Source organism: Lacrimispora sphenoides JCM 1415 (assembly GCF_900105615.1).
Taxonomy (GTDB): domain Bacteria; phylum Bacillota; class Clostridia; order Lachnospirales; family Lachnospiraceae; genus Lacrimispora; species Lacrimispora sphenoides.
Map to the genome: position 1 here is coordinate 4,066,837 of NZ_LT630003.1, position 24,613 is coordinate 4,091,449.

Sequence of the window (24,613 nt, forward strand, 5' to 3'; positions counted from 1 at the left end):
TTATTTCAAGATAAATAATTAAAAATCAAAGGTCAGAACGATCTTACGAATGGACGGATCATGGCTGTCCACAAGGTCAAACGCCTCCTGGGCACGAATCAGGGGGAAGGTATGAGAAACAGAACCGCTAAGATCCAGTTTTCCCTCATTGATCAGTTCAATGGCCTTTCCAAACATCTTATTCTGCAGACGGGAACCTCTTACATCAAGCTCCTTAGAGGTAACGGCAAACTGAGTGATCTCCGTAGGGGACGTAGAAAATCCCATGGTCATGACCCGGCCGGCATTTCCGGTAGCCTGGAGAAGCTGGGTCAGGGAATCCTTGCTGCAAACGGCATCTATGGAAACCGTGGCTCCTCTCATGTGAGTATACTCCTTAACCTTTTCCTGAAGGTCCTCCTTCAAGGTATTGATCGTATAAGCAGCCCCGTTCTTTTTAGCTGTTTCCAGCTTATCATCCTGGATGTCCGCAACAATGATATGGTCACAGATCAAACGGGCGGTCTTTAATATGGAGCTTCCAAGAGCGCCGGAACCGTAAATTAAAAGCATGTCATCCTTGTCTAACTCTGCACGGGTGCAGGATTGGATGCCAATGGTAGCAGGCTCGATCATAACAGCGTCTTCATCAGAAAGGGAATCCGGAAGTACATAACAATCTGATTCCGGTACGGCTATGTATTCACGGTAGCCTCCGTCAATGTGAACGCCGCGTACAGCCAGATGGTCGCATACATTCCCTCTTCCGATCCGGCAGGGATAACAATGGCCGCAGCTTGTCACCTGGTTGATGATCACACGGTCACCCACCTTTAAGTTCTTGATTGAGGGTCCGGTTTCCGCCACTTTTCCCACCATCTCATGTCCAATGACCCTGGGATAAGTAGCCGCAGCATTGGTTCCATGATAAATACCTACATCAGAGCCGCAAATTCCCGCAGCGGTCATTTTAATCAGCACGTTATTTTTTTCGTCCATTACCGGCATTTCTACATCGATGACTTTTAACTCATATGGTTTTACAATCTGTACCGCTTTCATAAGTCTTTAAATCTCCTTTATAATTTTAAGCCTGATCCTGTAGCTTGTATCCAAAAAACACTAACGGATTTCCAGATACTGCTTAAGCACCTGATCCATCTCAGCTTTCTTCTCTTGAGTCAAAGGCAGCATGGGCTTTCTCACTTCTCCGGCCGGAATTCCCTGGCTGGAAACGATATACTTTAAGCTCGCGCACAATCCGTTCTTTAAAAGTACATCCAGGATGTTGTTGCATTTGGTCTGGAGGATTCTGGCTTCCTCCTCCTTTCCTTCCAGATACTGCTCCATCACACGCTGAAACTGGGGCAGCATAAAATTGAAGCTGCTTCCGATAAAGCCGTCACAGCCAAAGGCAAGGAAAGCCACCATACAGCTTTCAAAGCCTCCGAAGCACTTAATATCCGGATTTATATTCCTCATCCGCTCCATCTGAAGCAGATTAAGATTGGTATGCTTTACAGATCCTATTGCACCGGATTTTAAGAGCGCCTGAATATCCGGATGGGAAACTTCCAGCTCTCTGTGGGTGCTGGATGGGATGTTATAATAGAGAACCGGCTGGCCGATTGCCTCAGCAATATCGTAGTAATATCCTGCGATCTCCTTCTCCGAGAATCCAAAGTAAAGCGGAGGAGTCGCTGCAATATTCCGAATGCCCATATCCTTTGCCTTTTTTGCATAGAATACAGCCTCCTCCGTACTGATGGATCCTACATGAGCGAATATATCCGCACGGTCTGCATATTCTGAAGCAAGTTCAAAGGAACGGACCCTCTCCTCTCTGGTCAGCAGAAAACACTCTCCCGAGCTTCCTCCGATAAAGAATCCATCCGCTCCCTCTGAAATGTTTCTCTCCCACAGCTGCCTTGCAGCGGATTCATTGATTTCTCCATTCTCTTGAAACGGAGTGATGGAAGCAACGTATAATTTCTTCATGGTTTGTAATCCCCCTTATCATTTGACTTTTCCCCTGTACATGTATAAGACCCCCTTCTCTGGGTCCGGCTGCCTTCACAAGAACAAAAGATAAAGAGGCTGGTATCCGGCAGCGCATACACCCTGCGGCGGAAAACCAGCCTCTTTCTATATCCTGTTACCGGCTTTTGTCTTCCATAGCGTGTACCATTTCCACCAGGAACTCATGGATCGGTACCGGAATGCCGCATTTCTTTGCAGCCCTTATTACGGAGCCGCTGATCGTATCTACTTCTGTTTTCCGTCCATTTTGAAGATCTGCACGGATGGAAGTGCAGCCGTTAGGAGACATCTCCGATGTCTTCTTCACCTTTTCTATGATCTCATCGTCATCCGCATGGAGGCCCAGACCGCGGGCCACGGAAGCCGCCTCTTTAATCAGGCGGACCGTCATATTCCAGGCATGTTCATTGGATGCGATATACCCAATATCCACCTGAAGGATGCCTGTGACCGCACTTAATGATACATTAGTGAAAAGCTTGTTCCAGATAAGCTGCTGGATATTGGAATGGACATTTACCCGAAAGCCGCAGCTTTCGAAAGCTTCTTTCAGCCTTGGAAGGAACTGCTCTTTATCTTCTGCCAGCATGCCTACGTTGGTATTGCCTGTACCGCCTCGTTTCACATAGCCAAGGCCCAAAACTGCGCCGTTGTCTTCTGTGGTACCGATGACCATATGATCCCTGGAAACAAACTCCTCCAGGATATCCTCGTGGCCGGAACCATTCTGCAGGGTCATCACGTAGGTCCCAGGACCGATCAGGCTTCTGTTTGTATCCAGTGCTGCTCTGGAATATAAGGATTTAACGAACAGAATGACAAGGTCCACAGGCTCCATACCCTCTGTGGAAGTAACAGCATTGGGACGGTAAACATGCTCCTCGTTATCTTCCAGAAGCATGATCCCTTCCTTTTGAATGTGCTCCACAACTGCAGGCGCCGTATCTACCATATATACTTCATTGTTCAGGGACAAATGGGAACCATAGATGGAACCCATGGCCCCTGCCCCTATAACAGCAATCTTCATTAATTTCACCCTCTATTATTTCGAAAATTCCGCAATTCCTTCGATGGCATATGCACGGATCGGGCAGGAATCCAGACCTTTGATCGGCATTGGAGCGTAGGACATGAAGAATGTGTCAGTGGTCAGCTCTTCTAAATTCTTTAATACCTCTAAGAATACCACATCAACCTCCATCAGAACGTCATGGAATGCGCACACATCTTCATTGTTGCTCTCAATGGAAACGCCGTCGCCAAAGCCAACGCATTTTACTTTCTTCTCCTTTAACCACTCTGCAGTCTCACGGCAGATGAAAAGGCGCTCATCCTCTTTCGTGTTAGAAGCAGGAGTGAATGGAGGAAGCTTACGCGGGGAATCCAGGATAACAATATCACCTTCTTTGATGCGGCCGCCGCAGGCTTTTTCTAAATCTTCTCCCTTAATCTTGCCATTAGGCTCCATATGATCGATGTTTACAAGGATCGCACGGCCCATGAAGGTGCTGATCGGCAGACCCTGTACGTCTGTCCAGTTATCATTGTGGTGATATGGACATTCCACATGAGTGCCTAAGTGGCTGGTTAAGTCCATAATGGTGTGGAAATCCGGGATTGGACCACCTGTGTTAAAACGGAATAAATGACACCTTCTTGTCTCAGTTTCCGGATCCAGCTGCTTTGTTAAATCAATGACTCTTAACCCATTTCCCAGTTCATATGCGCTCATTGTTTGTACCTCCTGTGTTAAAAAATAGTTTTTTCTTTCTCTATTTATTATACCAGTATACCGGTATACCGGTCAATCTTTTTTTATTGACTTCATGGTTCTTTTCAGGTATGATAATTTCCGTAACACTTATAGCCAGACAAGGTTGTCTGGTATTTCCAAAAACGACAGGAGTCTTTCATGAACGATACCGGTTCCCTGCAATATCAGGCTTATCATACAATTAAAGAACAGATTCTTTCCAAATCCCTGGACTCAGAGGTTTTGTACTCGGAAACCAGACTGGCAAAGGAACTGGGGATCTCCCGGACCCCTCTGCGTGAGGCACTTCAGTATCTCTCTCAGGAAGGTTATATCACCATCATACCCAGCCGAGGATTCATGATCCGGCGTCTGGACAAGGAGACCATGCGGGAATCCATCCAGGTCCGCTGTGCCATTGAAGGCTTTTGTGTCCATCTGGCCGCAGGCTGCGAGGATAAGAAACGGCTTCACAAGCTTTTAAAGGATATGGAAGAATCCCTTGCCAGGCAGAAAACCGCTCTCTCCGCAAAGAACTTCCCGGAGTCCTTTACCGAAGAGGACCATCAGTTTCATATGCTTTTAGTCCATTTCGCTGAGAACGGCGAATTTGATCATCTGTTCCAGCGTCTTCTTTATACCATTCATCTGACCACTGCCAATGCCCTGACCGTTGCCGGCCGTGCACAGGCAACCTATGAAGAGCATTTAACCTTTTACCAGCATCTGAAAAAAGGGGATAGCCTCCAGGCCTATCAGGTCCTGATCAATCACCTTATGATGCCTTTGACCATGAATATCATTTAACGTTTTCTGTCCGACCTGGAATTACAATAGGCCGGACAGATTTGTTTTTTAAAGAGCGATCTTTACTACGACCTTCTTTACATCACAGGGCTTTCCTGCCGCGCAGCGGGGCTTATGGGCATCTTCAGGGGCCACAATGATTAAATCTCCTTCTTCCAGCAGAACGCTTCCGCTAAACTCGGGTTCTTCATAGAAGATCACATCGTTTTCCTCGATCCGTTCCTTCACCTTTAAGCCGTCTCTTTTGCAGACGCCGAACTGTTCCCTTCCGGAAACCATGTACTGAATATCAAAATATTTCTCATGGGTCTCAAAGGATCCCTGCTCCGCAGGAAATGTGGTGTATTCCTGTACATTAGCCACCACGATGTCTCCCATGACCTGATAGCTTCCTGCCGGTAAAGAACGGATATCCGTTTCTCTCAGCCACTCATAGGCTGCCCGGAATTTTTCTTCCAGATAATCGTATGTTTCTGCAACTGAAATATTAGAAAAAAGCATAAGTTTTCTCCCTTCTGCTCCCCATGAGGAGCAGTTCCTTTTTATTTGCTTGCAATATCCTTTGTATCCAGATTGCCTTCTGAAATGGCAACCACCTGGGCCCATACAGTCTCATCCACGGATACGCCATCCTTCATGCTGCGTTCCCTGGTAGTAATGGTACGTTCTCCCGGACAGGTAACCTGGCCGCCTTCCCGCTCAGGATGGCTTGCATCCGCTGCAGCAACACGCCGGTTAAGCATTTCCTGGATTTCTTCCTTTGTTCCGAAAAGATATGGATCATAAGCAATGAAAATCTGACAGCAGCCAGTGCAGCTTCCTCTTCCTTCCTCATCCATATCAAATCCGCTGTTTCCATTTGCCATAAGAGCAGCTGCCAAATCTAACGCAATTGCCATGCCGCTTCCCTTCCAGTATCCGGTGGGAAGGATCCGTCTGCTCTCCTCGATGGCTCCCGGATCATCCGTCAAGTTTCCGTCTTTATCAAAGCCTCCGGGGAATGGAAGCTTTTTGTCTGCCAGACGGTAAACTCCAAGCTTTCCATAAGCATACTGGCTCATCGCCATATCAAGAACAATCGGGCCATCCTCTCTTGGAATGGCAATGCAGAATGGGTTATTTCCGACACCCGGCTCATCGCTGCCCCACAGAGGCATACAGCTCTCCGTATTGATCCAGCTCATGCCCATGAAACCTGCTTCCGCCATTCTCCAGGCATAGGTGCCGCCACGCATCCAGTGAGTCGTATTTCTAAGAGCAACACATCCGATCCCATGTTCCTTGGCAAGCTCCATGGCCCGGTCTGCACAAAACATTGCATTGGTAATACCGATTCCTAAATGTCCGTCGTAATTTTCAACGGCTCCTCTGGCCCCTATAAGCTCCGGCTGACCCTTTGGATCCACCCAGCCCTTCTGCACATATTCTACAAAACGCGGAACACGGTTTAGTCCATGGCTCTCTACTCCATCGGCACTGGACTGGGCATGGATAGTTGCGCAGGCCTCAGCTTGTTCCATGGTAAGCCCTGCATGTAACAACGCCTTTTTTATTGTTTCTTTTACTGTTTCAAATGGAATTTTTAAACTCATATCTTCTCCTGCTTTCTCTTAAGCGGTCCGCGGCGTTCTCCCCGCACAGACCATCATCTCCTCGTAAAGTCCGCTGGCTTCTTCCGGTGAATAGCCATAGACCAAAAATACATCCATTATATAGGGGGAATAGGTGATTCCCATGATTTCCTGGGCAAACCCCATTGCCGCAATTTCACTGAAGGCGATCACGTTGGAATCGTTATGAAGAAAACCAAGGGACCATAGTCTGACTTTTTCTGTCTTCGTGAAAATTTCATGTTTGTACTGCTCTTCCACGAAATGAAAAAGCTCATGGGCCAGCAGAAGGCGGCTGATATCAAGCCCCTCTGCTAACACCTCCGAGATCCCCGGTCTTTCAAAGAGCTTCTCTCCTTTTTTCACCGCATCCAAATAGATGCAGATTTTATTAGGAACCCTGTATTCAGCGAAAAGCACCCGGTCGGTTTTCTCCGGGAATTCCGGAAAGGAGATATCCATTCCCATGGCTTGTGCCAGCTTCTTAGGATCCCTGGTCTGGTACTTTTCACGAACCTTCTGTGCATATTCTCTGCCGCAGGCCAGGCTTTTCTCCATCCATTCCTTTCGCTGCTCCTCATTAAACCTTCCATTTAAAGGCTCTCTGGAAAATGCATAGGAATACCATTCCGCCGGCTCAATTTCCGCTAAGTCATTTACCATATCCTCGATTGGACGAACGTCAAAGTGGGGGCGCTCATACACGCTTGTCCTCTGCTTTCCGAAAAGTCCATCTGTAATGGGCTTTAGGGCATTTCGAAACTCTTCTTTCTTCATAATCGATTAAATCTCCTGTACGGAAGCTATGATCAGAACATCTTCCTCTGGCTCCCGGTCACCTAAGTCCAGATTCATAAGAAGCATAACCTGCTCCAAGTCTACTGCACTGTAGTCGCATACCCTGGGTCCGAAACATACAAAGAAATCCGGACGCAGCACGGTATCCGTCTTAAATACGGCATTTTCCTTCCAAAGCTTTTCTACAACCTCTTCGTAATCCTTTGCCTTGCATTTCTCTACAACACCGTCGGAACACTGCACTTTAATGAATCCCTTGCTGTCTACAATACGCAGAGGCGTTTTACCGTCTTTCTCTCCTTTATAAACATAAAACTTGTCTGTCATCTCAGCCAATTCCACATTGCAGATCTTGGGACCGAAATCCTGTAATGCAAGCTCGCAAGCCTCCGGCTCCTCGCAGGCCTTTAAGAGATCTGTGGTCTTTACCTCTGTGGATCCTGTAGCTATGGCCGTCACCTTTCCGGTCTGGCTGTCGATCTCTATATGGATCTCTACTGAATCAGGAGAAGCGCCTGAACTGACTGCCAGATCTGCCGCCTCTTTTTTCAGCTCACGGATGTCTTCCTGTGTTGGGTTTGGGATGACTCGCTCAACCACGTCGCGGACCATGGACAGTGCCACGCCAATGGAAGAAATTACTTCCGCATTTTCCGGGATGCTGTACTGCAGTCCCATCTTGCCTGCGCAGTAAGGAACCAGGGAAGCAGCACCGCCGCCGCAGCCTACCAGTTTCATGCTGTCATGATCCAGTTTGTACTTTTCAGCCAGAGAGTTTATGCAGGCGTTGATCTTTTCAAAGTCCTTATCCAGAATCTGGGTAGCCAGTTCTTCTACTGTTATGCCAAGCTTATCAGCAACAGGCTGCATAGCTTTTATGGCGGAATTTGCATTGCCGTGGGCAAAGTATTTTTCATCAATAAGTCCCAGGACATTTGCAGCATCCGTATTGGTAAAGCAGATGCGTTTTCCATTCTTTAACCGCAGGGTCACATAGTCGCCCGGATCTCCTGGCTTTGGACTGACCATTTCGATCTGTGGATCAACGATCTCTTCTTCCGGCATAAAGCAGGCATATTCACAGCCGGCGATATGGGCGGAACGTGGGCCTACGTCTACCACGCATTTATCATTGACACGGACCATGGAACCGCCTGCGCAGCCTAAGATCCGAACATCCAGAGAGTTGATATAGGTGTCGTGACCGCCGATTTTGGCATAATCCACGCCAGGACGGCCGTTCTTAATGACTCCGATATTGGTGGTAGTACCTCCAACCTCAAAATAGATGGCATTGGAAGCACGAAGATACATGAGGGAGCCCATAACTGATGCTGCCGGACCGGAAAGTGCCGTTAAGATCGGGCGCTTTCTCATTTCGCCGATCTCCATAACACCGCCGTCACCTCTCATAATCATTAAGGGCACGTTGACGCCCGCAGATTTTACTGAGGTTTCTGTTGCATTTGCAGTCATCATCATCTTCGGCAGAATGGAAGCATTGATTGCCGCCGTACGGGTACGGCGGGTAAGTCCGTAAAGTTTTGTAATATCGGAAGCCATTGTTACAGGCACATTTTTCTTCTTTGCGCAGTCATGGATCATCTGCTCTTCCCCCATACTGTCCACTCCAAAGGCCATGGATGCTACCATTACCTGAGAGCCCTGGGCAAGCAGATCATCGATGTTCTTATTGATGATATCTTCTGTCAGCATTTTTTTCTTAATAAATGTATTATACACCTTGATCATACGGCCGACTTTTTCATCCAGCATAATGTCTTTTAAAGCCAACTGGCGCTTTGCCAGAAAGCCCTCAAGACCACCCCCTGCTACTCCTACGACTCCAACGCTTGCCACATCGCCCTCAATAAAGGCATTGGTAGCCTGGGTGGTGGAGTGAGCCACGAAAACCACATCTTCCGGAGAGATATTATTTTCGTTCATGCAGTTCTTAAAGCTCTGCACAACACCGGCAGCAACGCCGTCTTTATGGTCATGTGTCGTTTTTACTTCGTTTTTTCCGATAATTTCATGGGTATCGTTATCCATTGCAACGCATTTGGTATAGGTACCGCCTACGTCAATTCCCATACGAACCGGTCTGTGTATTCGTTCTGCCATTAATTTTCCATTCCTTTCTATTTCCTAGCCACGCATTCTGGCATAAAGGTATACTTGTTAGGTGTTTGCACCTTAGTTTTAACAATATTGATTCTCTCATTCAGATGAATTGTGAAAAGCGTCCGGGTGCGCAAAGGCGCGCCCGGACCTATGGGGGATCTATCTTAGATTAGGAGAGTTCGAGTTTTCATATTTATTGTGCAGCTCGGTTTGCATGCTGCTTATCGAACAGCGAAAATATTCCTATGATAGGAACCATGTGGCTCCAAGTCCGCCTAGCATAATAAAGATTGCGACATACTGCAGCACACCGGTAAGATATGCATTGGGGATGGATAGCTTTAGGAAATCTCTTGATTCAACCTTTGTATAAGCAAGTCCCCATGCAACCCATGACTGGGTGATACAGCTTCCGATATTTACTGTAATTGTCGGAATAGCGAATACCGCATATAAGAACGGTACAGAGAAGGATGCAACATTGGATAACACACCAAGGGTTGCAGCTCCACAGCCTACCAGAGTCATCGGTCCACGGAATAATCCCATGCAAAGCAGAGCAGCGAACACGATACAGACTACGATCTCGCTCTTTGGCATTACGTTACCTAAAATCACTTTAAAATAAGGAGAAGCATAAGCTGCTACCTGGTTAAACATAGGCAGAGTAAGAAGGAAACCTACTAGTGGAGCGGTATCAACCACACCATCATAGAACAGCTTGTTAACAAGCTGGCAGTTCTCTTTGAACGTTCCATTCATTCTTCCGCAAAGGAACAGAGCCAGGAATCCGGCGATTACAAAGCCGCCGATTACGGAGAAATCCAGCCAGATCTTAAGAACAACAGGTACAACAGGAAGAAGCAGTGTGTAGAAAGGAGCATTCTTCTGTTCAGATGCTGTACTGCGGGTCTGAGCAGCCCATGCATGTACGGTTTTTGCACGCTTTAAATAGAATGCGGCCAGCACTGTTGTTGCAACCAGCATGATAATCAGGGCAGCATAACCCCAGTGTGATGCGTACCAGCCAAGGGTAAACTCCGGCATCTCTTCTGGTTTAATAAAGAATGCACGGTACTGTGCAAAGTTTACCGGGTTTAAGTAAATACCTGATGCAACGGAACCCATAAAAGTAAACAGTGCAACAGACTTGGGAATTCCCAAAGACATAAGAATTGGAAGCACGATAACGCCGATTGCGATAACCGGGCCAGCTCCTGTCATGGCAGTGAAGATCAAAGCCGTAACAATGTTTAACAGAGCCACTGTAACAAATGGCTTATCTCCGCCTAATTCAACGGTCTTACGGATCAGAGTGGATGCAATTCCGGTATCCATAAGCACGCGGCCAAACCAGGCACCCCAGCAAACGTTTACAAGAGTGGTTCCCCAACCTTCAGGGGCAGACTGGTAAATCTTGTTTAAGGCAGCGATCAGTGTGTTGTCTTTTCCAAACTGCAGAATTGGATTAGACGCCAGGAATGACTCACTTGCAAAAAATGTTCCTCCAATTGGAAGGATGGTCCAAAGAAGCGTAATCAGCAGGAAGCCGATCATCAGGTTATGACCCTTGATGCAGTAATACGCCAGGCCAAAGAACGAAATTAATAAAATGATTCCAATAATGTACTCCAAAATAATACCTCCTATGACTTTTTATTCTCCATACAATGCAAACTCTTTTGCCGCTCCCTTAAGGCGGCAGTCTCTCTCAAATCTTTACCCATACTCCTTTCATCTTTTCTGCCCATGCCTTTTGGACATAAAGGTATGCCCGCAGGGCGTTCATCATAATAATAAATATTTATTTCTATCCGGGCCGGTTTTTACGCCTGTCCGTAAAAGAACTGCGGATAGATTCCCCGAAGCGTTCCCGCATTCCAAAGAACCGAATTAAAGTGATTGGCGCAGATCAGGCATGCAGCTTCCGCATCCCGGCGCTTTAGATTATCAAGCAAAAGACGTCCTTCCACCTGGACATGCTCAAGGCTCGTCAGGGAAGACATGTCTGTCTTATAGTTAAATGTTGTATACTGAAGATAATTCAAACGCAGCAAATCACAATCCATGGTCCTAAAAACCTCCCAGACATACTCATGACCGCAAAAGGTCGAAAGCAGATAATGAAGCTGCTGCTCCACGATCAGAAAATCAATGGGATTTTCTTTATCAACCTCGAATTTCTGATAGCTAAGGACCTCCTCCAGCTGTTCAAGCTGAGATTTTGTTAGACCCTGGCGGCAGATTTCCTCAATGATTGCCTGTTCCAGCACATTATGAGAAAAAACAGCTTGCCTGATTCGTTCGCTGTCAAGCAGCGTGACCTCAGTTCCTCTCTGAGGATAAACGACAATATATCCTTCCTCTACCAGGCGGGAAAGTGCATCTCTCACCATCGTCCGGCTGGCATTCATCTGACTGGAAAGAATATTTTCACTCAGGCGTTCACCTGGCCGAATATCCAGATTCAATATCTGCATGCGCAGTTGATTGTAGATGTCGCTTCTCTGGTCACCTTTTCCTACTTCCACTTCCATCACTCTTTTGCCTCCCTATGAAAACTGTTGTATCTAATTGCACACAAGCATTTGTCAGGATTGCACATCAGTATCCCGCGAAATGCATATCAGTACTTGAAATACGCGTTTTTGCATTCATTTTTTATTTGTTTACTTTGTAAAATATATCATATCCGATATTTAAAATCAACTATTTTATTAGCATTTTCTACATTATTTTTTAATCTTTTGGCATACTTATGGTTTTTTTCACAAATAAGCGCCATATTTTCCCAAAAATACTCTAGCTAAAAGATTGCATACAAGTTGCCTTGCAATCTTCAAAAATCCGCCTCTATCGTAGTGCAGAAGGCGATAAACAAACCCTTTTCATAAAGAAAAAGGAGCCTCGCTCCATGACCGGGATCCAGTCATTTTGCGAAACTCCATATAGAAAAATTATAAAAGTTTACAGGCTTGATGGAATGTTTATAGTTCTCGTTGAATACAATTGATGCTTTCCAGTGCATTTTGAATGTCCTTGCAAATCAGTGGCTGCATACTGTTTTTATATCTTTGTGGATTGGCTGTTTCCAGCGCATCGATGATGCACTCAGCCAAATGGCACTTGCTTACAGCAATCTGAGGAAGAACCTTAATACACTGTCTTGCCGTGACGGGCTTCTCGTCCATCACATGAATTAAAAGCTCATCGATTATTTCATCAATCTGGTTGTCCCTGTCCCATTTGGCATTGGAGGCAATCAGGATAATGCCTCTTGTTCTGACATATGAGTTTGGATCATGAAGCATTTCCGTGAAAACGTCAAAATAGGGGTAAACAGCATCGGAACTGCCGCATTCCTCCTCAAGCTGTTTCATGCATTGATAAGCATAATTATTATCTTGATTTCTTAACCCATTTACTAATTCTTCGATTTTATCCATTGCCGTTACCGTCCATTTCTCTGCGATGCTTATACTCCCTTTTCCAGTTTGCCGCGGTAATCCGCGATTCCGCCTATATCTGTAACAGAATAACCATAGGTCCGCAGGTAACGGCAAGCCTGTCTGCTGCGGGATCCGCTGCGGCAATAAACAAATACCGGATTGTTTTTGTTAAGCTTAATGGATTCCAAACGATCCAGCGGCATATTAACACTGCCGGGAACATGGCCATTGGCATATTCCTGTACCGTACGTACATCCAGCAATACTGCATTGGACGTGTTGTTTGCCTGCTCAATTCCTGAGGCAAAATCCGAATGGTTAGAAAAAAAGTTAAATATGCTCATTTCGGCATCTCCTTCTCATTTAAAATATTCTTATAACGATGATTTCATTATAATGGTTATAGGGCAATGTCTCAGTGACATTGTTACATAAATGAGAATTATTCTTATTTTCAGCATGGTAAAGAGTATGGCTGCCCAAGTCACTGGTAGTTTCGCTAGCGGCTTCGCTGCTTGATAACTACATCACCATGGCCTTTTTTTATCTAGCCACCCCATGGATTCCCAGTAATTCACATCTGCCGGATTAAAACGAAACTGTTTGTGCATAAACCTCATGACATAAAATAGAGTTTTAACCTTCAAAGAAGATGTTACAGGTTTACTTTTTCTCTTGATTGTATCCGAGAGCCTGTCAATTTCCTTTTGCAGTTTTGCCTTCCTTTTGCCGGCCACAGTATCCCAATCGCTTCCATAGACATTCCTTCCGAATGTATAAATATGCGAAATGCCCCAAAAGGTCATGCTATCCTTTAAATCCCGAAGCGCAGACCTGGTACCTGCGCCTGCAGCCGTGGAAATGAGAAGAACCTGCTTATGAAACATTTCCTTTCTCGGCTGATGGGCCATCCATTGGTATCCAAAATGGTCAAGAAATGCCTTCATCTGCCCCGGAACGTGATAGACGTAAACTGGTGCCGTAAAAATCAGTAAGTCGGCTTCAAGCATAGACTCTAAAATCGGCTTCAGATAACCATAATCCGGACATTTCCTATAATTGGTAAAGCAGTTCCAACACCCAATGTAAAAATTTGGCATATCGTTTGGGAGAAAAAATTCCTTTACGGAGTCTGTTCCTGAAAGATTCCGAATAAATCTCTGTGCAATGTTGTAAGTACTGGATTTTGACTTTCTCTGCGTTGCATAAATCACGGTAATCTTCATGGCTCAATCCTCCTATAAACGCAATACATCCAGTTATTATTATAACATATAAGTAAAAAATATAACATTATTGCTTTAATTTTGGTTACAAGCAATTGTTAATGATTAATCACTTGACGTATCCATTCCTAAATATTATCATATAACCGTAAGGTATAAATGAATGATAAATCCCTTTAGACTATCTGGCATTTCCCAACATAAAAGGAAATGAGCTGATCAACGGGGAAATAGGAAGAGAGGATCATAATAGACAATTAATAAACTAGTTAATATGAAGAAGGGAGTTAAACAAAATATGCTGAAAATAGCATTATGCGATGACAACCGGTGTTCGATTAATCAATACGCGGAGTTAATTTCCCAAATTGCGGAGAAGCATCAGATAAAGATCCAGCTTTCCAGTTATCTTAGCGGAGAGTCCTTGCTTTTTCATTTTTCCGAAGCCCCTGAACAAACAGATATTATATTTTTAGATGTCATGATGGGTAAAACAGACGGGTTGGAGACGGCACGTAAACTGCGGGATTGCGACTGCAAAGCCCAAATCGTCTTTTTAACCAGTTATGAAGATTATGTTTATGAGGCGTTTGATGTAAATGCTCTCCAATATCTTTTAAAAGATAACACAAGTTCAGAAAAATTTGAGGAAGTTTTCCTGAAAGCAGCAGAGCTAGCCTCAAAAAAAGATGATGAATTATTTACTTTTGAATTTGACGGCAAGACAAGCGCGATCCCGATCCATCAAATATCTTATTTTGAAATTTGGCAAAGAATTGTAACGGTACATTACAGCGAAGGAAAAACGGCCAAATTCTACGGCAGCATGGAACGCATAGAAAAAGGGCTTTCTGGAAAAGACTTTGTGCGGTCACACCGTTCTTACCTGATTCACTTGCCCTATATCGTGACTTTCAGGCAGCAGGTCGTCCAGTTAAAAACCGGAGAAACAGTTCCAGTAGGAGTCACTTACGTTCAATCCCTGAAAAAGGCATTTTCTGATTATATTTCGCGTTTTCATATTTATGCTTCCAAAAATTTATCTTAGAAGAAGGAGAAGCTATGATCTATATTGTTATCCCAATAGTTCTCCTGTATTATTATTTTTTTCTGCTTTACTACCGTAAGCTTTTTCCTATGCAAAAGAGAAGGCCTATTCAAGTTATGCTTATTCTGGCAATTATAGCCTCAACGTATATCTTCCTAAACCCATTAGGCATACGATGGCTAAGGCTTCCGATAATCATGATCGCAATGACCATAGGGCTACGCTTTTCCACCGGCATGGACTTGCTGCAGGCAGTCTACGGCGGAAGCTTCTCAGTGTTAAACGCTTACTGCTTCCGCGGCATACTTGCAGTAATCAGCGCGATTATTTTCTGCGGCCATGATCTTTCTAATATAGAGACTTACTATGCAAGTACCGTTATGGTCCTTCCTTTAGTGCTTTTATTCCTTACAATCTTAAATAAGACCATTCTCCCCGATGACAAGGTAAAGCTCTTTTTGCATAACCGCAATCAGCTTAAATATGTCGTCACATATGAAATTACAGCCGCAGCAAATTTGGTTGTCATTAATTCCGGACGTGATTTATTTCCTTGTGATATATTTTCAACCGATAGCTTCTTATCTCCTTACGGCTGGTGGTATGTAAAAATAGGCTTAGGAGCTTATGTCCTTACCATTGGCATGCTCATCTACGCCATTTACCAATCGGTCCGGAGCACGGAACTGCAGGAGTACCAATGCAGAATGGAAATGCTGGAGGAGCAGTACGAACGTCAGGTGCGGCATTACAAATCATATCAGAAATACACGGAAAGCTTCCGGGCCTTCAAGCATGACTACCGATCCATGATGGTAGTATTAAAATCATTGATCCGGTCAAATGATAATGAAAAGGCTCTTCTTCTGATTGATGACATGTTTGAAGAGATGCAGAAAAAAGTGGTTGTCCATAAAAAATACTCCGACAGCGTTGTTCTGGACGCCATGCTTCAGGATCTTACCAATATTTGCGAAGAAAATCAAATTCTTCTTTCATCAAACGTTTTTATTCCTCGTAACACGGGGTTGTCGACAATTGATGCAGTCCGTATTTTTTCGAATTTTACAAACAATGCAGTGGAAGCATGCCAAAAGGTCCCGGTTTCAGATCGGTTTATAGAAATTGTCAGTGCTAACGAACTGAAGTGGGTCACGCTTCAGGTGGTCAATTCCTATGACGGCAAATCACACGTACATAACGGAAAATTCCTTACAACCAAGCCAGAAAAGCAATGTCATGGACTGGGGCTGGTAATCGTGGAACAAATTGCAGAAGGTTTAGGTGGATTTGTAATATATGAAGAGGATTTTAAAAACAAGAAATTCCTGGTCAGGGTCCATATTCCAAGGTTAAGCGAGAACCTGACCAAATGAAAAAGAATTGGGGCAAGCTGTTTCCTGCCTTGCCCTGATTTACAATCCCGGCCAGTCAATCGGATATTTGCATTCTCCTTCGCTGCTTGATGAGGCTAAATCTGCTCTTTCTTTTTGCTTTTTTTGCATGCATACATTCTCCGGTCCACTTCCTGCAAAAGATTTGACGTAGTATATCCAGATTCTGTGTTAAAAGACAAAATGCCGTGGCTGAACGACAACCCATAGGGCTTTGAAGCTGTGCACTCCAGCGTTTTCAGTAAACAGTGCATACGTGATATGATTTTTTCAGCAGTATTCTCCATACAGTTTTTAAAGATGATGAAAAATTCATCGCCGCCATATCGGCAGACAACATCCGAACTGCGAACAGAGTGTAAAATCACCTTCGCAATGCTCTTAATGGTATAATCACCCTCATCGTGTCCATATGTGTCATTAATTACCTTTAAGTTGTCAATGTCAATAAAGACCAGGCAACTTGGAACGTCGCCGTATAACAAGGTCTTTTCCAGTTCCTTCAGCCCTGCTTCCCGGTTATATACACCCGTCATGATATCTGTCGACGCAGTCATCTGCAAGCGGTGTTCTCTGGTTTTCCAATCACTGACATCCTCGATAACATACAGGTACAGGACCTGACCATTGGGCAGTATGCACCTGTTTGACATAATCCGATACCATGTATTATTGCTGTCATCATAAACTTCACGAAAAACCGGAAAGTTATCCTGCTCTCCGAGCTCTGCGATCAATGTCAGCAGGGCATTGCCCTGAACCTGCTGAATCGTTAAATATTCAATATCCCTCAATATCCGTTTCGCAGGGCGATTGGCATATACCACATGTCCGCCAAAATCTACCTCTAACACAGAAATATGAAGGAGATCAAGCGCCTGAAGGATTTGATGATAACGCCAGCTGCTGACAGGAGCTGGAATCTTCCCGGCAGCCTCCCCGTTATCTCGTATCGATGCGCCTGCAACCCGGTCAATCAATCCATTAAACATCTCAAACAGTTCTCCGGTATACTCAAGCTTGCTGACCACATATCCTTCTTTAAGCAGTTTCCCGCTTTGGGTAAAAACAGAGAGCCGCGAGTGCAGCTGCTTTAGGGGACCGGACAGATAATTGTGCCTGGTAGGAAGTGGTCCATTCAGCCTTCCTTCCGATAAGTCAATCGCCAGATGGTTCATTTCATTGATATCATGAGTCAATTGATTGATCTGTCCAATAAGTTCCTGCCATTCCGGCGAAGAGTCCTCTGCCTCCAAAAAGCCGCATTGTTTCCCAGACAGCAAGTTATCTAAAAAATTTTGTATTGTTATAAGCATCGTATGATCTTCCTGGTTCATCCCCTGCCTCCTAATCATGACTCATACCTATACTCCTGCCGCCCCTTATCCAAGGCTCTCAGCCGCAAACCGGCAGGTTCGGTCTCCGGTAGACCAGCAGTCAATCTCTTTCACTCGGAACTGACAACCGCTGTAAACTTCCAGAATCCCCGCTATAAAGCCTTCATCATAATCACAAACCGTCTTTCCTGAAATGGGAAGGCCGGAACAATCCAGATCCTCTGAAACGGTCAGTGTAAATGACAGGGAATCCATATCCATTCGTTCCATACGCAGGATACCAATCTTCAGCTCCATCAGCTTATTCGTTAAATTGGCGATGAAGAAATCAAAATCGCCCGAAAGATCCAGTACATTTTTTGCCAGTTCTTTACCTGCCAAGTGCCCGGCAGCCCTAAACAGGCGGCTGGAAGTCTCCTCGTCATATTCACGGGCCAGGATATCCTTTAAGGTGTATTGCAGCAGACGGTAAACAAGCACCGGTACATCAGAGCCCATATTCTTTCTTCCCTCATTAATGTTTCCAAGGGATTCCCAGGTGAACTGAGATGGTTTGCTTTCATAAATCATAAAAACTCCTCCTTAATATGTACTGTAAAATGATAACAAAGCCCCCCGCCGATTCTGGACAATCGCATACGAGAGAAAGTTCATAACTCTTTACCGGCTTACATCAGACTTGGAAGGCTTACGATTCATAGGGAGAAATATATATTCATTTTATTGTACAAGATTTATTTTGCTATTATGAACAATCTGTTTCAAATTGCCTTTTTAATGTCCTAAATAATTCATGGCAGAGTATAAAGTCTACCCCTATGGAGGGACCGCGTATGTGTCATGATTTAACGTCCGCTTATTACTCATTCTGAATAATTTGTTGTAAAGTTTGCTTTCTCTTGTATTCTCCTAAGAAAATTATGGATCTTTTCAGTACACTATTAAACTAGCATACCAGAAAATCTTTTATGTTATCTATCAATGTTCCAAAATATCATTTTTATGTTCCAAAGTGAATAAAATAAAATTCATTACTGCAAAATTATTGAAAATCCGAATATTTATATCATTTTATTATAGAGGGAATAAGGATTAAGAATCGATCAAGAATGAAAAGAAACCCATTCTTGACTAATGCCAAAAATAGGTTTCTTTTGCTAAAGCGGGTGATGGGAATCGAACCCACGTATCCAGCTTGGAAGGCTGGTGTTCTACCATTGAACTACACCCGCACGGAATTTCTGAAGTTTTTCAAAAGTGCTTTGAAAAGCACAATGCCCAAAGCCGGAATCGAACCAGCGACACGAGGATTTTCAGTCCTCTGCTCTACCAACTGAGCTATCTGGGCATAACCACCTGCAACACGAATAATTCTACAAGATTTCTACCATATTGTCAAGACAAGTTTTCTAAATTATCTCAAAAAAATATAATTCTCAGTAAAATCTTTAAAACATATCACATGCCTGGTCAAAACTTACACACCTTGAATATCTGGAATTCCACATTTTCTCATTATAATATTTGTAGGATTGTTCCGCCGTCATATACTCATTATCAACAGTTGTATTGCAATAAGCCGGAACAACAATTTCAAATCCATGTTCAAAACCGCACTTTATTGTTGCATCTATGCAGTAATCGGTCTGCAGACCTGTAATCATAATAGTATCTTCGTTTTTAGAGCGCAGGTATTTTAATAAACCAGTATCCCTAAATGCACTATTAACATGTTTATCAAATATCTTTTCCTCATTCATTGGAGCAAATTTTTCAAATATTTCAAATCCTTTTACGCCCTTAGTCAGCTCAAAACCATCATCGTGACGAACATAAATAATCTCTATGCCCTTGGTTCTTGCTAAATGAATTAATTGCTTCATGTTATTTACAAATGTTTCATATTGAAACAATTCATTTGTAACAATCATATCCTGTGTATCTACTACCAACAATACCATTTAAATACCCCTTTATTCTATTGTTTTCCAGAGCAGCTGTCCATTTTCGAAAATCACTTCCATTCGCCCGGTATCCTTTAGCCAGGAAAGATAAGAGCGGATCGTGCTGCCAACGAGTACATATTGCTCAAAATTCATTAACAGACCATAGTCATTGAAAAGCTGCTGTAAAACCTTTTCAAAGATAATCGGATCTTTACAAATTTCAAGTATCTTATCTGCTATTTCATGTACCTTGTTAATGTTAATCTGAGCGAGCGGGGCGATATCATCCGTTGCTTCTGCGTGGGCAGGGATGAAAACCTTTGCTTTCAGGGTCTTTACCATTTCCAAGGTGTCAAGGTAAGCGGATACATCATAAATAAACCCGATCTGGTATTTTTCCAGTGTTTCTTTGCTCGACAGACAGTCTGCCAAATAAACGACGTCATCCATATCTCTAAAACCCACCATATCAAAAAAATGACCGGGAAGAGGAATCACACTCATACCCTTCGGAAGAACCCCCTCTGTAAGGTGTTCTGCACTGCTTTCCTGAGCCATCAGGAATTTGTGCTTTAAGTCCTTTGGCGGGAATCCGCCATACAGGAAAGAAGGCTCAAGGATGGTGTGGTTCGTAAAGTCGCATTCAATACCGGGGGCATAAACTTTGCATCCGGTTTGATTCTGTAAATACTTATTGCCTCCGATATGATCGGCATTTGAATGGGTATTATAAATTGCCGTCAGCCGCCAGCCATTGGCATCCAGTATCTGCCTGACTTTCCGCCCGGCATCTTTGTCACTTCCGCTGTCAATAAGGCATACTTCCGTATCGTTAAGCTTAACAATGCCAATCTTTGCCGGGCTTTGAACATAATAACTATTTGTGCTAACCTGATTTAACTCATACATTTGGGAAACCTCCATATAGTAGAAATCCTTTGAAAACTGTAGTTTTAATGCTGATAATGATCTTACAGGAAAGGAAGAGTCGGATCTTTCCGGACAGACCTTCCTTTCCGCTCCGAAATCCTGTCTCCTTCTTCCACCCTTCCGCAAAGCAGCGGGCTATGTTCATCGTATAATGTGCGTCTCCTCTTCACTGCCTCCACACTGTCATTGGCATAGCAATACTTACAACCGGCCAGGCAGGTGTCATAAGTTCCCACTTCAACGCTTTCCATGCATCCACATTCTGTTCTTTGATTTTTATCCTTCCTCCGGCATACCGGACCGCCGATTAAGTATTCCGCCATCGCAGGGTCAATGCAGCTTCCTCGTGAAATCCCGGCAGAACTTAAATCAGCTATTTCCGCACATGCTTCAATCCTGAGTCCGTAAGTACCTGCAATCGCAGCCAGTCCTTTGCCCAGCCTTTTCATCCCTTCTTCATCCAATTCTTCTACCGGGATTCCCTTCATGTTACGTTCCGTCTTTCCATACTTGTCCAGAAAACTGATCACTACTTTTTCCGCAGAACCGCATACACCTCTGGCGATTTCTTCAAAGGCCCGCAAATGGTATTCCTCTCTGTAACGGCCGTTAAGGAATATGGGATCATACCGCCAGACCATACGGCTTTTTCCCACTTTTTCTGCCGTTTCCCGGAAAATATCGATCAAATGCCTTTTATCCGGCAGTCCAGGCTCAACATCATTTCCATATCCCGTCAATGTAAATTGGATATAGTAAGGGATGCTTCCAAGTTCCCGGATTCGTTTCATCATAGGCTCCGGATTTTTTGTCCAGAATACCATAAGCTCCACCTGCTCCGGAGATAGGTCGATCCGGCTGATCTGATGGCTGTTCATGGGGTTTTTTACATAAAGATACCCTTCTTCCAGCCTGTTAAAAAACCAATCCGAATAAAATTGTGGAATATCAGTCCGCCTGCTGACACTGAGTATCATAGTTCTCACTCCTGTTTCTTCTTAGTAAGATCATTATAAGCATTCCATACGCCCGCTTCAACCTCTTTCACTTTTTTAAGAATTTCGAATATGGCATCTGTCTGGAATAAGTTGGCATAATGTTTTGCCTAATAACTGGGAATTCTGATATATGAAATGAAGCCGTTTTCTATCATCATCTACAATTGGAGGAACCCCATGAAAAATGAACCTGTATTTTTAACTGACAAAAATCATAACGTCATTTTGGAAGCCATCTCTGGTACTCCCAATGCTGCGCTTCCGGACAGTTTGAAACCTTTTGAAATATTGGAACCTAATACTTCGGATGGTGCCACGGAAAAACATGTTCCGGTCATTGAGACAGAAGGAAATCATGTGACTGTAAAGGTGGGCAGCACGTTCCATCCCATGACCGAGGAACACAACATTTCCTGGGTCTGCTTACAGACAACGGCAGGAAGTGTCATGAGAGTAAGCTTAAGCCCTGACTGTGAACCGGTGGCCTGCTTTACTCTGGAGAACGGTGATTCTCCAAAAGCCGCTTTTGCCTACTGCAATCTTCACGGATTCTGGAAAACAGAGGCGTAACGAAAAAAGTATTCCCTGAAGTACACTCAAGGAAAGAGGCATTCTCTGTTTCCAATATCGCCGCAGGATCATAATCCTGCGGCGATTCTTATGCCCTCCTTCTATCCTTTTTGCTTGGGGCGATCGCAACCAGGCCTTTCTTTTCAAGGCTTTTAATCAACTGCGTAACGTTTTGCTTCGTAGCCCCTAATTTATTGGCAATATATTTATTGTCTTTTAGTATACAACGATTTGAATCATTTATCAACGTTCCTACCGTTTCTTAAAAAACTTGATAGTTTCCTGAAACGAATCATACTGTCCCTTTGCATTTCCCTCAACCGTTCCGCCAGAAGTAAATATTCCGCCATTCATGGGCATTTCGAGGGTAAAACTAATCGGAATCACAAAATCCTCCAATAATATTTATTTACAATTTATCGGTAATCGTTAGGCTTAATGCTTAACAATTATCCTTTTTGTAAACTTCCTTTTTGGAGGATCGTAAACCAGGATTAATTTTTTAATTATCATTTTCTTCGTGGGAAACAGTTTCCTCAAATAGTTGGAACTTTGCAACCTCCTGCCTTAACGCCTGGGCCTGTGCCTCCAGTTCTTCACTGGAAGCCGAGCTTTCCTCCGCTGCTGCCGCATTGGACTGCACCACGGCAGATACCTGGGATAGTCCTCCCAGGATCTGCTCCATAGCCTTGGCCTGTTCCAATGAGGCTGATTCAATTTCCTCCATAACCTGTTCTACAAGAATGGATTTATCGGCGATCTCCTTAAGGATTCCTGCCGTCTCAGCCGTCTGCCTTTTTCCCTCTGAAACCGCTTTTACCGTATTCCCGATCAGCTGGGCAGTCTGTTTTGCCGCATCAGCAGATCTGGCTGAGAGGTTCCGGACCTCTCCTGCAACCACCGCAAACCCTTGACCCGCACTCCCGGCCCGGGCTGCTTCAACTGCGGCGTTTAAAGCCAGAATGTTGGTCTGAAATGCGATATCCTCAATCATTTTTGTGATACCGGATATTTTTTCAGAAGATAAGCTTACCTCTTCCATAGCCGAATGAAGACTCTGCATATGCCGGTTCCCTGCGCTGACCCTTGATCCGGATTGCTTTACATAATCGGAAGCCTTCCGTACATGCTCTGAATTCTTACCTGCCATTTCTGAAACATCTACTATGGAGGCATTTAATTCCTCCACCGTTGCTGCCTGTACGGCGGCTCCGGATGCCAGTGCCTGGGAAGCACCGGAAACCTGTCCGGCTCCTGAATTGACCTCTTCGGCGGAAGAACGGATATTTAATATGGTATCATTTAAACGGGAAGCGATGATTTCCATGGAACTTCGTATGCCGTTAAATTCCCCTGGATACTCACAATTACTTTGAACCGTCAGGTTCCCATAAGAAACCTCCTGTAAAAACCGGGATATATCGTGGATAATATCTCTGTATTTCCCTGCCATTTCATTGACTTTTTCCCCGATTCCCCCTATTTCATCGCGGCGTTCCATATTAAGATCAATGCTCAAATCCCCGGCGGATAACTGGTCAATGGAATTTACCACCTGCCCAATGGGTTTTGTTATCCGGTCCGTGATCCGAAGCATAACGAAAACCGCGAATATCAGAGAGACAGCTCCCAAAATAACAGCATTTAACATAGAGGTTGCAACACCGGGCATAAATTCAGATTCTGAAGCGGTCACATTCACCGACCAGCCATTGGTGTTACCCACAGGGGTATAGGAACCGAACCGATTTTCCCCGTTCCAACGATAGAATCCGAAGCCGGTTTCGCCGTTTACCATTGCAGCTTCCAGCTTTGCAATCTCTCCATAGACAGCTTGACTGGTTTTTGCAGACTCTGCGTCATTTTGCTGTGATAATACCAGGGAAAAATCCTCGTGGGCCACTTTCGTGCCTTCCCGGTTCAAAATATAAGTACTTCCGGTATCCCCAAGCTTTGTGTCCGCAATCATCTCCTGGAAAACAGAATAAGGAAATTCAATCATGACCACCAGATCATCATAGGGGTATGCATATTCAAAGGAGGCAGAATCTTTTTGAAGGATCGGATCGGATAAAAAGGGAGTTCCGTTTTTTGCCTGCAGGTATGCATTGTCCTGCTCATAGGATTTCCCATTGACAACAGAGGTTCCGTCAGACGAAATGATATCGATGTTATTAAGGCCGTACTGGGAACATGAGATCCGTAAAAATATATTGATGTTGCCTCCTTTTTGCACATTCCCCTTCATATAAAGGGCAATTGACTCGGATATGATGGAATACTCTTCCAGCTTCTGAGTTATTTTTTCAGAAACCAGTTCCGATGTTTCCTTTAAACTCTTGGCCAGTGATTTCCGGGTCGTATGATAGGTCTGATAAATGGAGCCTACGGACAGTATAAATACAATACAGATGATACATCCAATGGTGAATGTTACCAGTTCTTTTTTTATTCCTTTGTATTTCCTTTTCATATTACGTTATCCTCCGATATCCAGTTTGCCCCTCTGACAATACAATTTATAGCGGCCTAATGGGTATATCGGATAATTTTCAGATAACTATATGAATTTTACTAAAGTTTTACACTTATTTGGACAAC

General features: G+C 44.2%; 25 protein-coding genes and 2 tRNA genes. 4 read left to right on the forward strand and 23 right to left on the reverse strand.

The genetic code is table 11. The annotated features are described in order from the left end of the window. Positions 1-18 precede the first annotated feature (18 nt). The 4 genes from BMX69_RS18435 to BMX69_RS18450 all read right to left on the reverse strand — a co-directional run bounded on the left by BMX69_RS18435 (position 19) and on the right by BMX69_RS18450 (position 3,754). Positions 19-1,041 (reverse strand): zinc-binding alcohol dehydrogenase family protein, encoded by a 1,023-nt coding sequence (locus BMX69_RS18435; RefSeq protein ID WP_100043170.1) that lies wholly within the window; start codon positions 1,039-1,041, stop codon positions 19-21. 60 nt (positions 1,042-1,101) lie between these two features. Further along, positions 1,102-1,977, reverse strand: coding sequence for a dihydrodipicolinate synthase family protein (locus tag BMX69_RS18440; RefSeq protein WP_100043171.1), 876 nt, complete (start codon positions 1,975-1,977; stop codon positions 1,102-1,104). A 157-nt stretch (positions 1,978-2,134) separates the two neighbouring features. Then, positions 2,135-3,049, reverse strand: a complete 915-nt coding sequence (locus tag BMX69_RS18445; RefSeq protein WP_100043172.1) for a ketopantoate reductase family protein — start codon at positions 3,047-3,049, stop codon at positions 2,135-2,137. Positions 3,050-3,064: 15 nt separating this feature from the next. Further along, positions 3,065-3,754, reverse strand: a complete 690-nt coding sequence (locus BMX69_RS18450) for a cyclase family protein (RefSeq protein ID WP_054790460.1) — start codon at positions 3,752-3,754, stop codon at positions 3,065-3,067. A gap of 180 nt (positions 3,755-3,934) precedes the next feature. On the opposite strand from BMX69_RS18450, the gene BMX69_RS18455 reads away from it, so the two are divergent. Next, positions 3,935-4,582, forward strand: coding sequence for a GntR family transcriptional regulator (locus tag BMX69_RS18455; protein WP_025230315.1), 648 nt, complete (start codon positions 3,935-3,937; stop codon positions 4,580-4,582). A gap of 48 nt (positions 4,583-4,630) precedes the next feature. Here BMX69_RS18455 and BMX69_RS18460 read toward each other — a convergent pair whose 3' ends face one another. From BMX69_RS18460 to BMX69_RS18500, 9 genes are all read right to left on the reverse strand, one after another. Further along, positions 4,631-5,083: a NanQ anomerase/TabA/YiaL family protein gene (locus BMX69_RS18460; protein WP_100043173.1), complete on the reverse strand. Its 453-nt coding sequence runs from the start codon at positions 5,081-5,083 to the stop codon at positions 4,631-4,633. Positions 5,084-5,124: 41 nt separating this feature from the next. Next, positions 5,125-6,174: a 3-dehydro-L-gulonate 2-dehydrogenase gene (yiaK, locus tag BMX69_RS18465; protein ID WP_054790458.1), complete on the reverse strand. Its 1,050-nt coding sequence runs from the start codon at positions 6,172-6,174 to the stop codon at positions 5,125-5,127. A gap of 18 nt (positions 6,175-6,192) precedes the next feature. Beyond that, positions 6,193-6,969, reverse strand: coding sequence for a hypothetical protein (locus BMX69_RS18470; protein ID WP_100043174.1), 777 nt, complete (start codon positions 6,967-6,969; stop codon positions 6,193-6,195). Between the two features lie 6 nt (positions 6,970-6,975). After that, complete coding sequence (locus BMX69_RS18475) at positions 6,976-9,114, reverse strand: hydantoinase/oxoprolinase family protein (protein WP_100043175.1); 2,139 nt, start codon at positions 9,112-9,114, stop codon at positions 6,976-6,978. 243 nt (positions 9,115-9,357) lie between these two features. Next, the gene (locus tag BMX69_RS18480) at positions 9,358-10,749 is read right to left on the reverse strand and encodes a citrate transporter (RefSeq protein WP_100043176.1); all 1,392 of its coding nucleotides are present in this window, start codon (positions 10,747-10,749) and stop codon (positions 9,358-9,360) included. 191 nt (positions 10,750-10,940) lie between these two features. Next, a complete protein-coding gene (locus BMX69_RS18485) occupies positions 10,941-11,651 on the reverse strand; it encodes a GntR family transcriptional regulator (protein WP_054790497.1) in 711 nt (236 codons plus the stop codon). Between the two features lie 450 nt (positions 11,652-12,101). Next, the gene (locus BMX69_RS18490) at positions 12,102-12,560 is read right to left on the reverse strand and encodes a hypothetical protein (protein ID WP_054790457.1); all 459 of its coding nucleotides are present in this window, start codon (positions 12,558-12,560) and stop codon (positions 12,102-12,104) included. Between the two features lie 29 nt (positions 12,561-12,589). Beyond that, positions 12,590-12,907: a rhodanese-like domain-containing protein gene (locus tag BMX69_RS18495; protein WP_025230323.1), complete on the reverse strand. Its 318-nt coding sequence runs from the start codon at positions 12,905-12,907 to the stop codon at positions 12,590-12,592. A 183-nt stretch (positions 12,908-13,090) separates the two neighbouring features. Continuing rightward, a complete protein-coding gene (locus tag BMX69_RS18500; RefSeq protein WP_100043177.1) occupies positions 13,091-13,789 on the reverse strand; it encodes a flavodoxin family protein in 699 nt (232 codons plus the stop codon). Positions 13,790-14,087: 298 nt separating this feature from the next. On the opposite strand from BMX69_RS18500, the gene BMX69_RS18505 reads away from it, so the two are divergent. Together BMX69_RS18505 and BMX69_RS18510 are read left to right on the forward strand one after the other, a co-directional pair. Then, complete coding sequence (locus BMX69_RS18505; protein WP_100043895.1) at positions 14,088-14,837, forward strand: LytR/AlgR family response regulator transcription factor; 750 nt, start codon at positions 14,088-14,090, stop codon at positions 14,835-14,837. A gap of 197 nt (positions 14,838-15,034) precedes the next feature. Next, a complete protein-coding gene (locus tag BMX69_RS18510; RefSeq protein ID WP_166433209.1) occupies positions 15,035-16,213 on the forward strand; it encodes a sensor histidine kinase in 1,179 nt (392 codons plus the stop codon). A 95-nt stretch (positions 16,214-16,308) separates the two neighbouring features. Here BMX69_RS18510 and BMX69_RS18515 read toward each other — a convergent pair whose 3' ends face one another. The 7 genes from BMX69_RS18515 to BMX69_RS18545 form a co-directional block, all read right to left on the reverse strand. Continuing rightward, positions 16,309-17,568 carry a GGDEF domain-containing protein gene (locus BMX69_RS18515; RefSeq protein ID WP_100043179.1) on the reverse strand — a complete coding sequence of 420 codons (1,260 nt, stop codon included), beginning with the start codon at positions 17,566-17,568 and terminating at the stop codon, positions 16,309-16,311. A 45-nt stretch (positions 17,569-17,613) separates the two neighbouring features. Next, the gene (locus BMX69_RS18520; protein WP_054790453.1) at positions 17,614-18,138 is read right to left on the reverse strand and encodes a V4R domain-containing protein; all 525 of its coding nucleotides are present in this window, start codon (positions 18,136-18,138) and stop codon (positions 17,614-17,616) included. 591 nt (positions 18,139-18,729) lie between these two features. After that, a tRNA-Gly gene (locus tag BMX69_RS18525) sits at positions 18,730-18,800 on the reverse strand. A 43-nt stretch (positions 18,801-18,843) separates the two neighbouring features. Continuing rightward, a tRNA-Phe gene (locus BMX69_RS18530) sits at positions 18,844-18,916 on the reverse strand. 100 nt (positions 18,917-19,016) lie between these two features. After that, a complete protein-coding gene (locus tag BMX69_RS18535) occupies positions 19,017-19,529 on the reverse strand; it encodes a cysteine hydrolase family protein (RefSeq protein WP_054790452.1) in 513 nt (170 codons plus the stop codon). A gap of 12 nt (positions 19,530-19,541) precedes the next feature. After that, positions 19,542-20,423 (reverse strand): MBL fold metallo-hydrolase, encoded by an 882-nt coding sequence (locus tag BMX69_RS18540; RefSeq protein ID WP_100043180.1) that lies wholly within the window; start codon positions 20,421-20,423, stop codon positions 19,542-19,544. Positions 20,424-20,485: 62 nt separating this feature from the next. Continuing rightward, a complete protein-coding gene (locus BMX69_RS18545) occupies positions 20,486-21,421 on the reverse strand; it encodes a DUF1848 domain-containing protein (protein WP_100043181.1) in 936 nt (311 codons plus the stop codon). Positions 21,422-21,619: 198 nt separating this feature from the next. On the opposite strand from BMX69_RS18545, the gene BMX69_RS18550 reads away from it, so the two are divergent. Beyond that, entirely contained in the window at positions 21,620-22,012 is a 393-nt protein-coding gene (locus BMX69_RS18550) for a desulfoferrodoxin family protein (RefSeq protein ID WP_038280284.1), read from the forward strand. Positions 22,013-22,100: 88 nt separating this feature from the next. Here the strand turns inward: BMX69_RS18550 and BMX69_RS25270 are convergent, their stop codons facing one another. The 3 genes from BMX69_RS25270 to BMX69_RS18560 form a co-directional block, all read right to left on the reverse strand. Beyond that, a complete protein-coding gene (locus BMX69_RS25270; protein ID WP_278280690.1) occupies positions 22,101-22,259 on the reverse strand; it encodes a MarR family winged helix-turn-helix transcriptional regulator in 159 nt (52 codons plus the stop codon). Positions 22,260-22,264: 5 nt separating this feature from the next. Continuing rightward, on the reverse strand, positions 22,265-22,399 hold the full coding sequence (locus BMX69_RS24950) for a hypothetical protein (protein WP_278280691.1): 135 nt from the start codon (positions 22,397-22,399) through the stop codon (positions 22,265-22,267). A 115-nt stretch (positions 22,400-22,514) separates the two neighbouring features. Beyond that, entirely contained in the window at positions 22,515-24,485 is a 1,971-nt protein-coding gene (locus BMX69_RS18560; RefSeq protein ID WP_100043182.1) for a methyl-accepting chemotaxis protein, read from the reverse strand. Between the last annotated feature and the right edge of the window lie 128 nt (positions 24,486-24,613).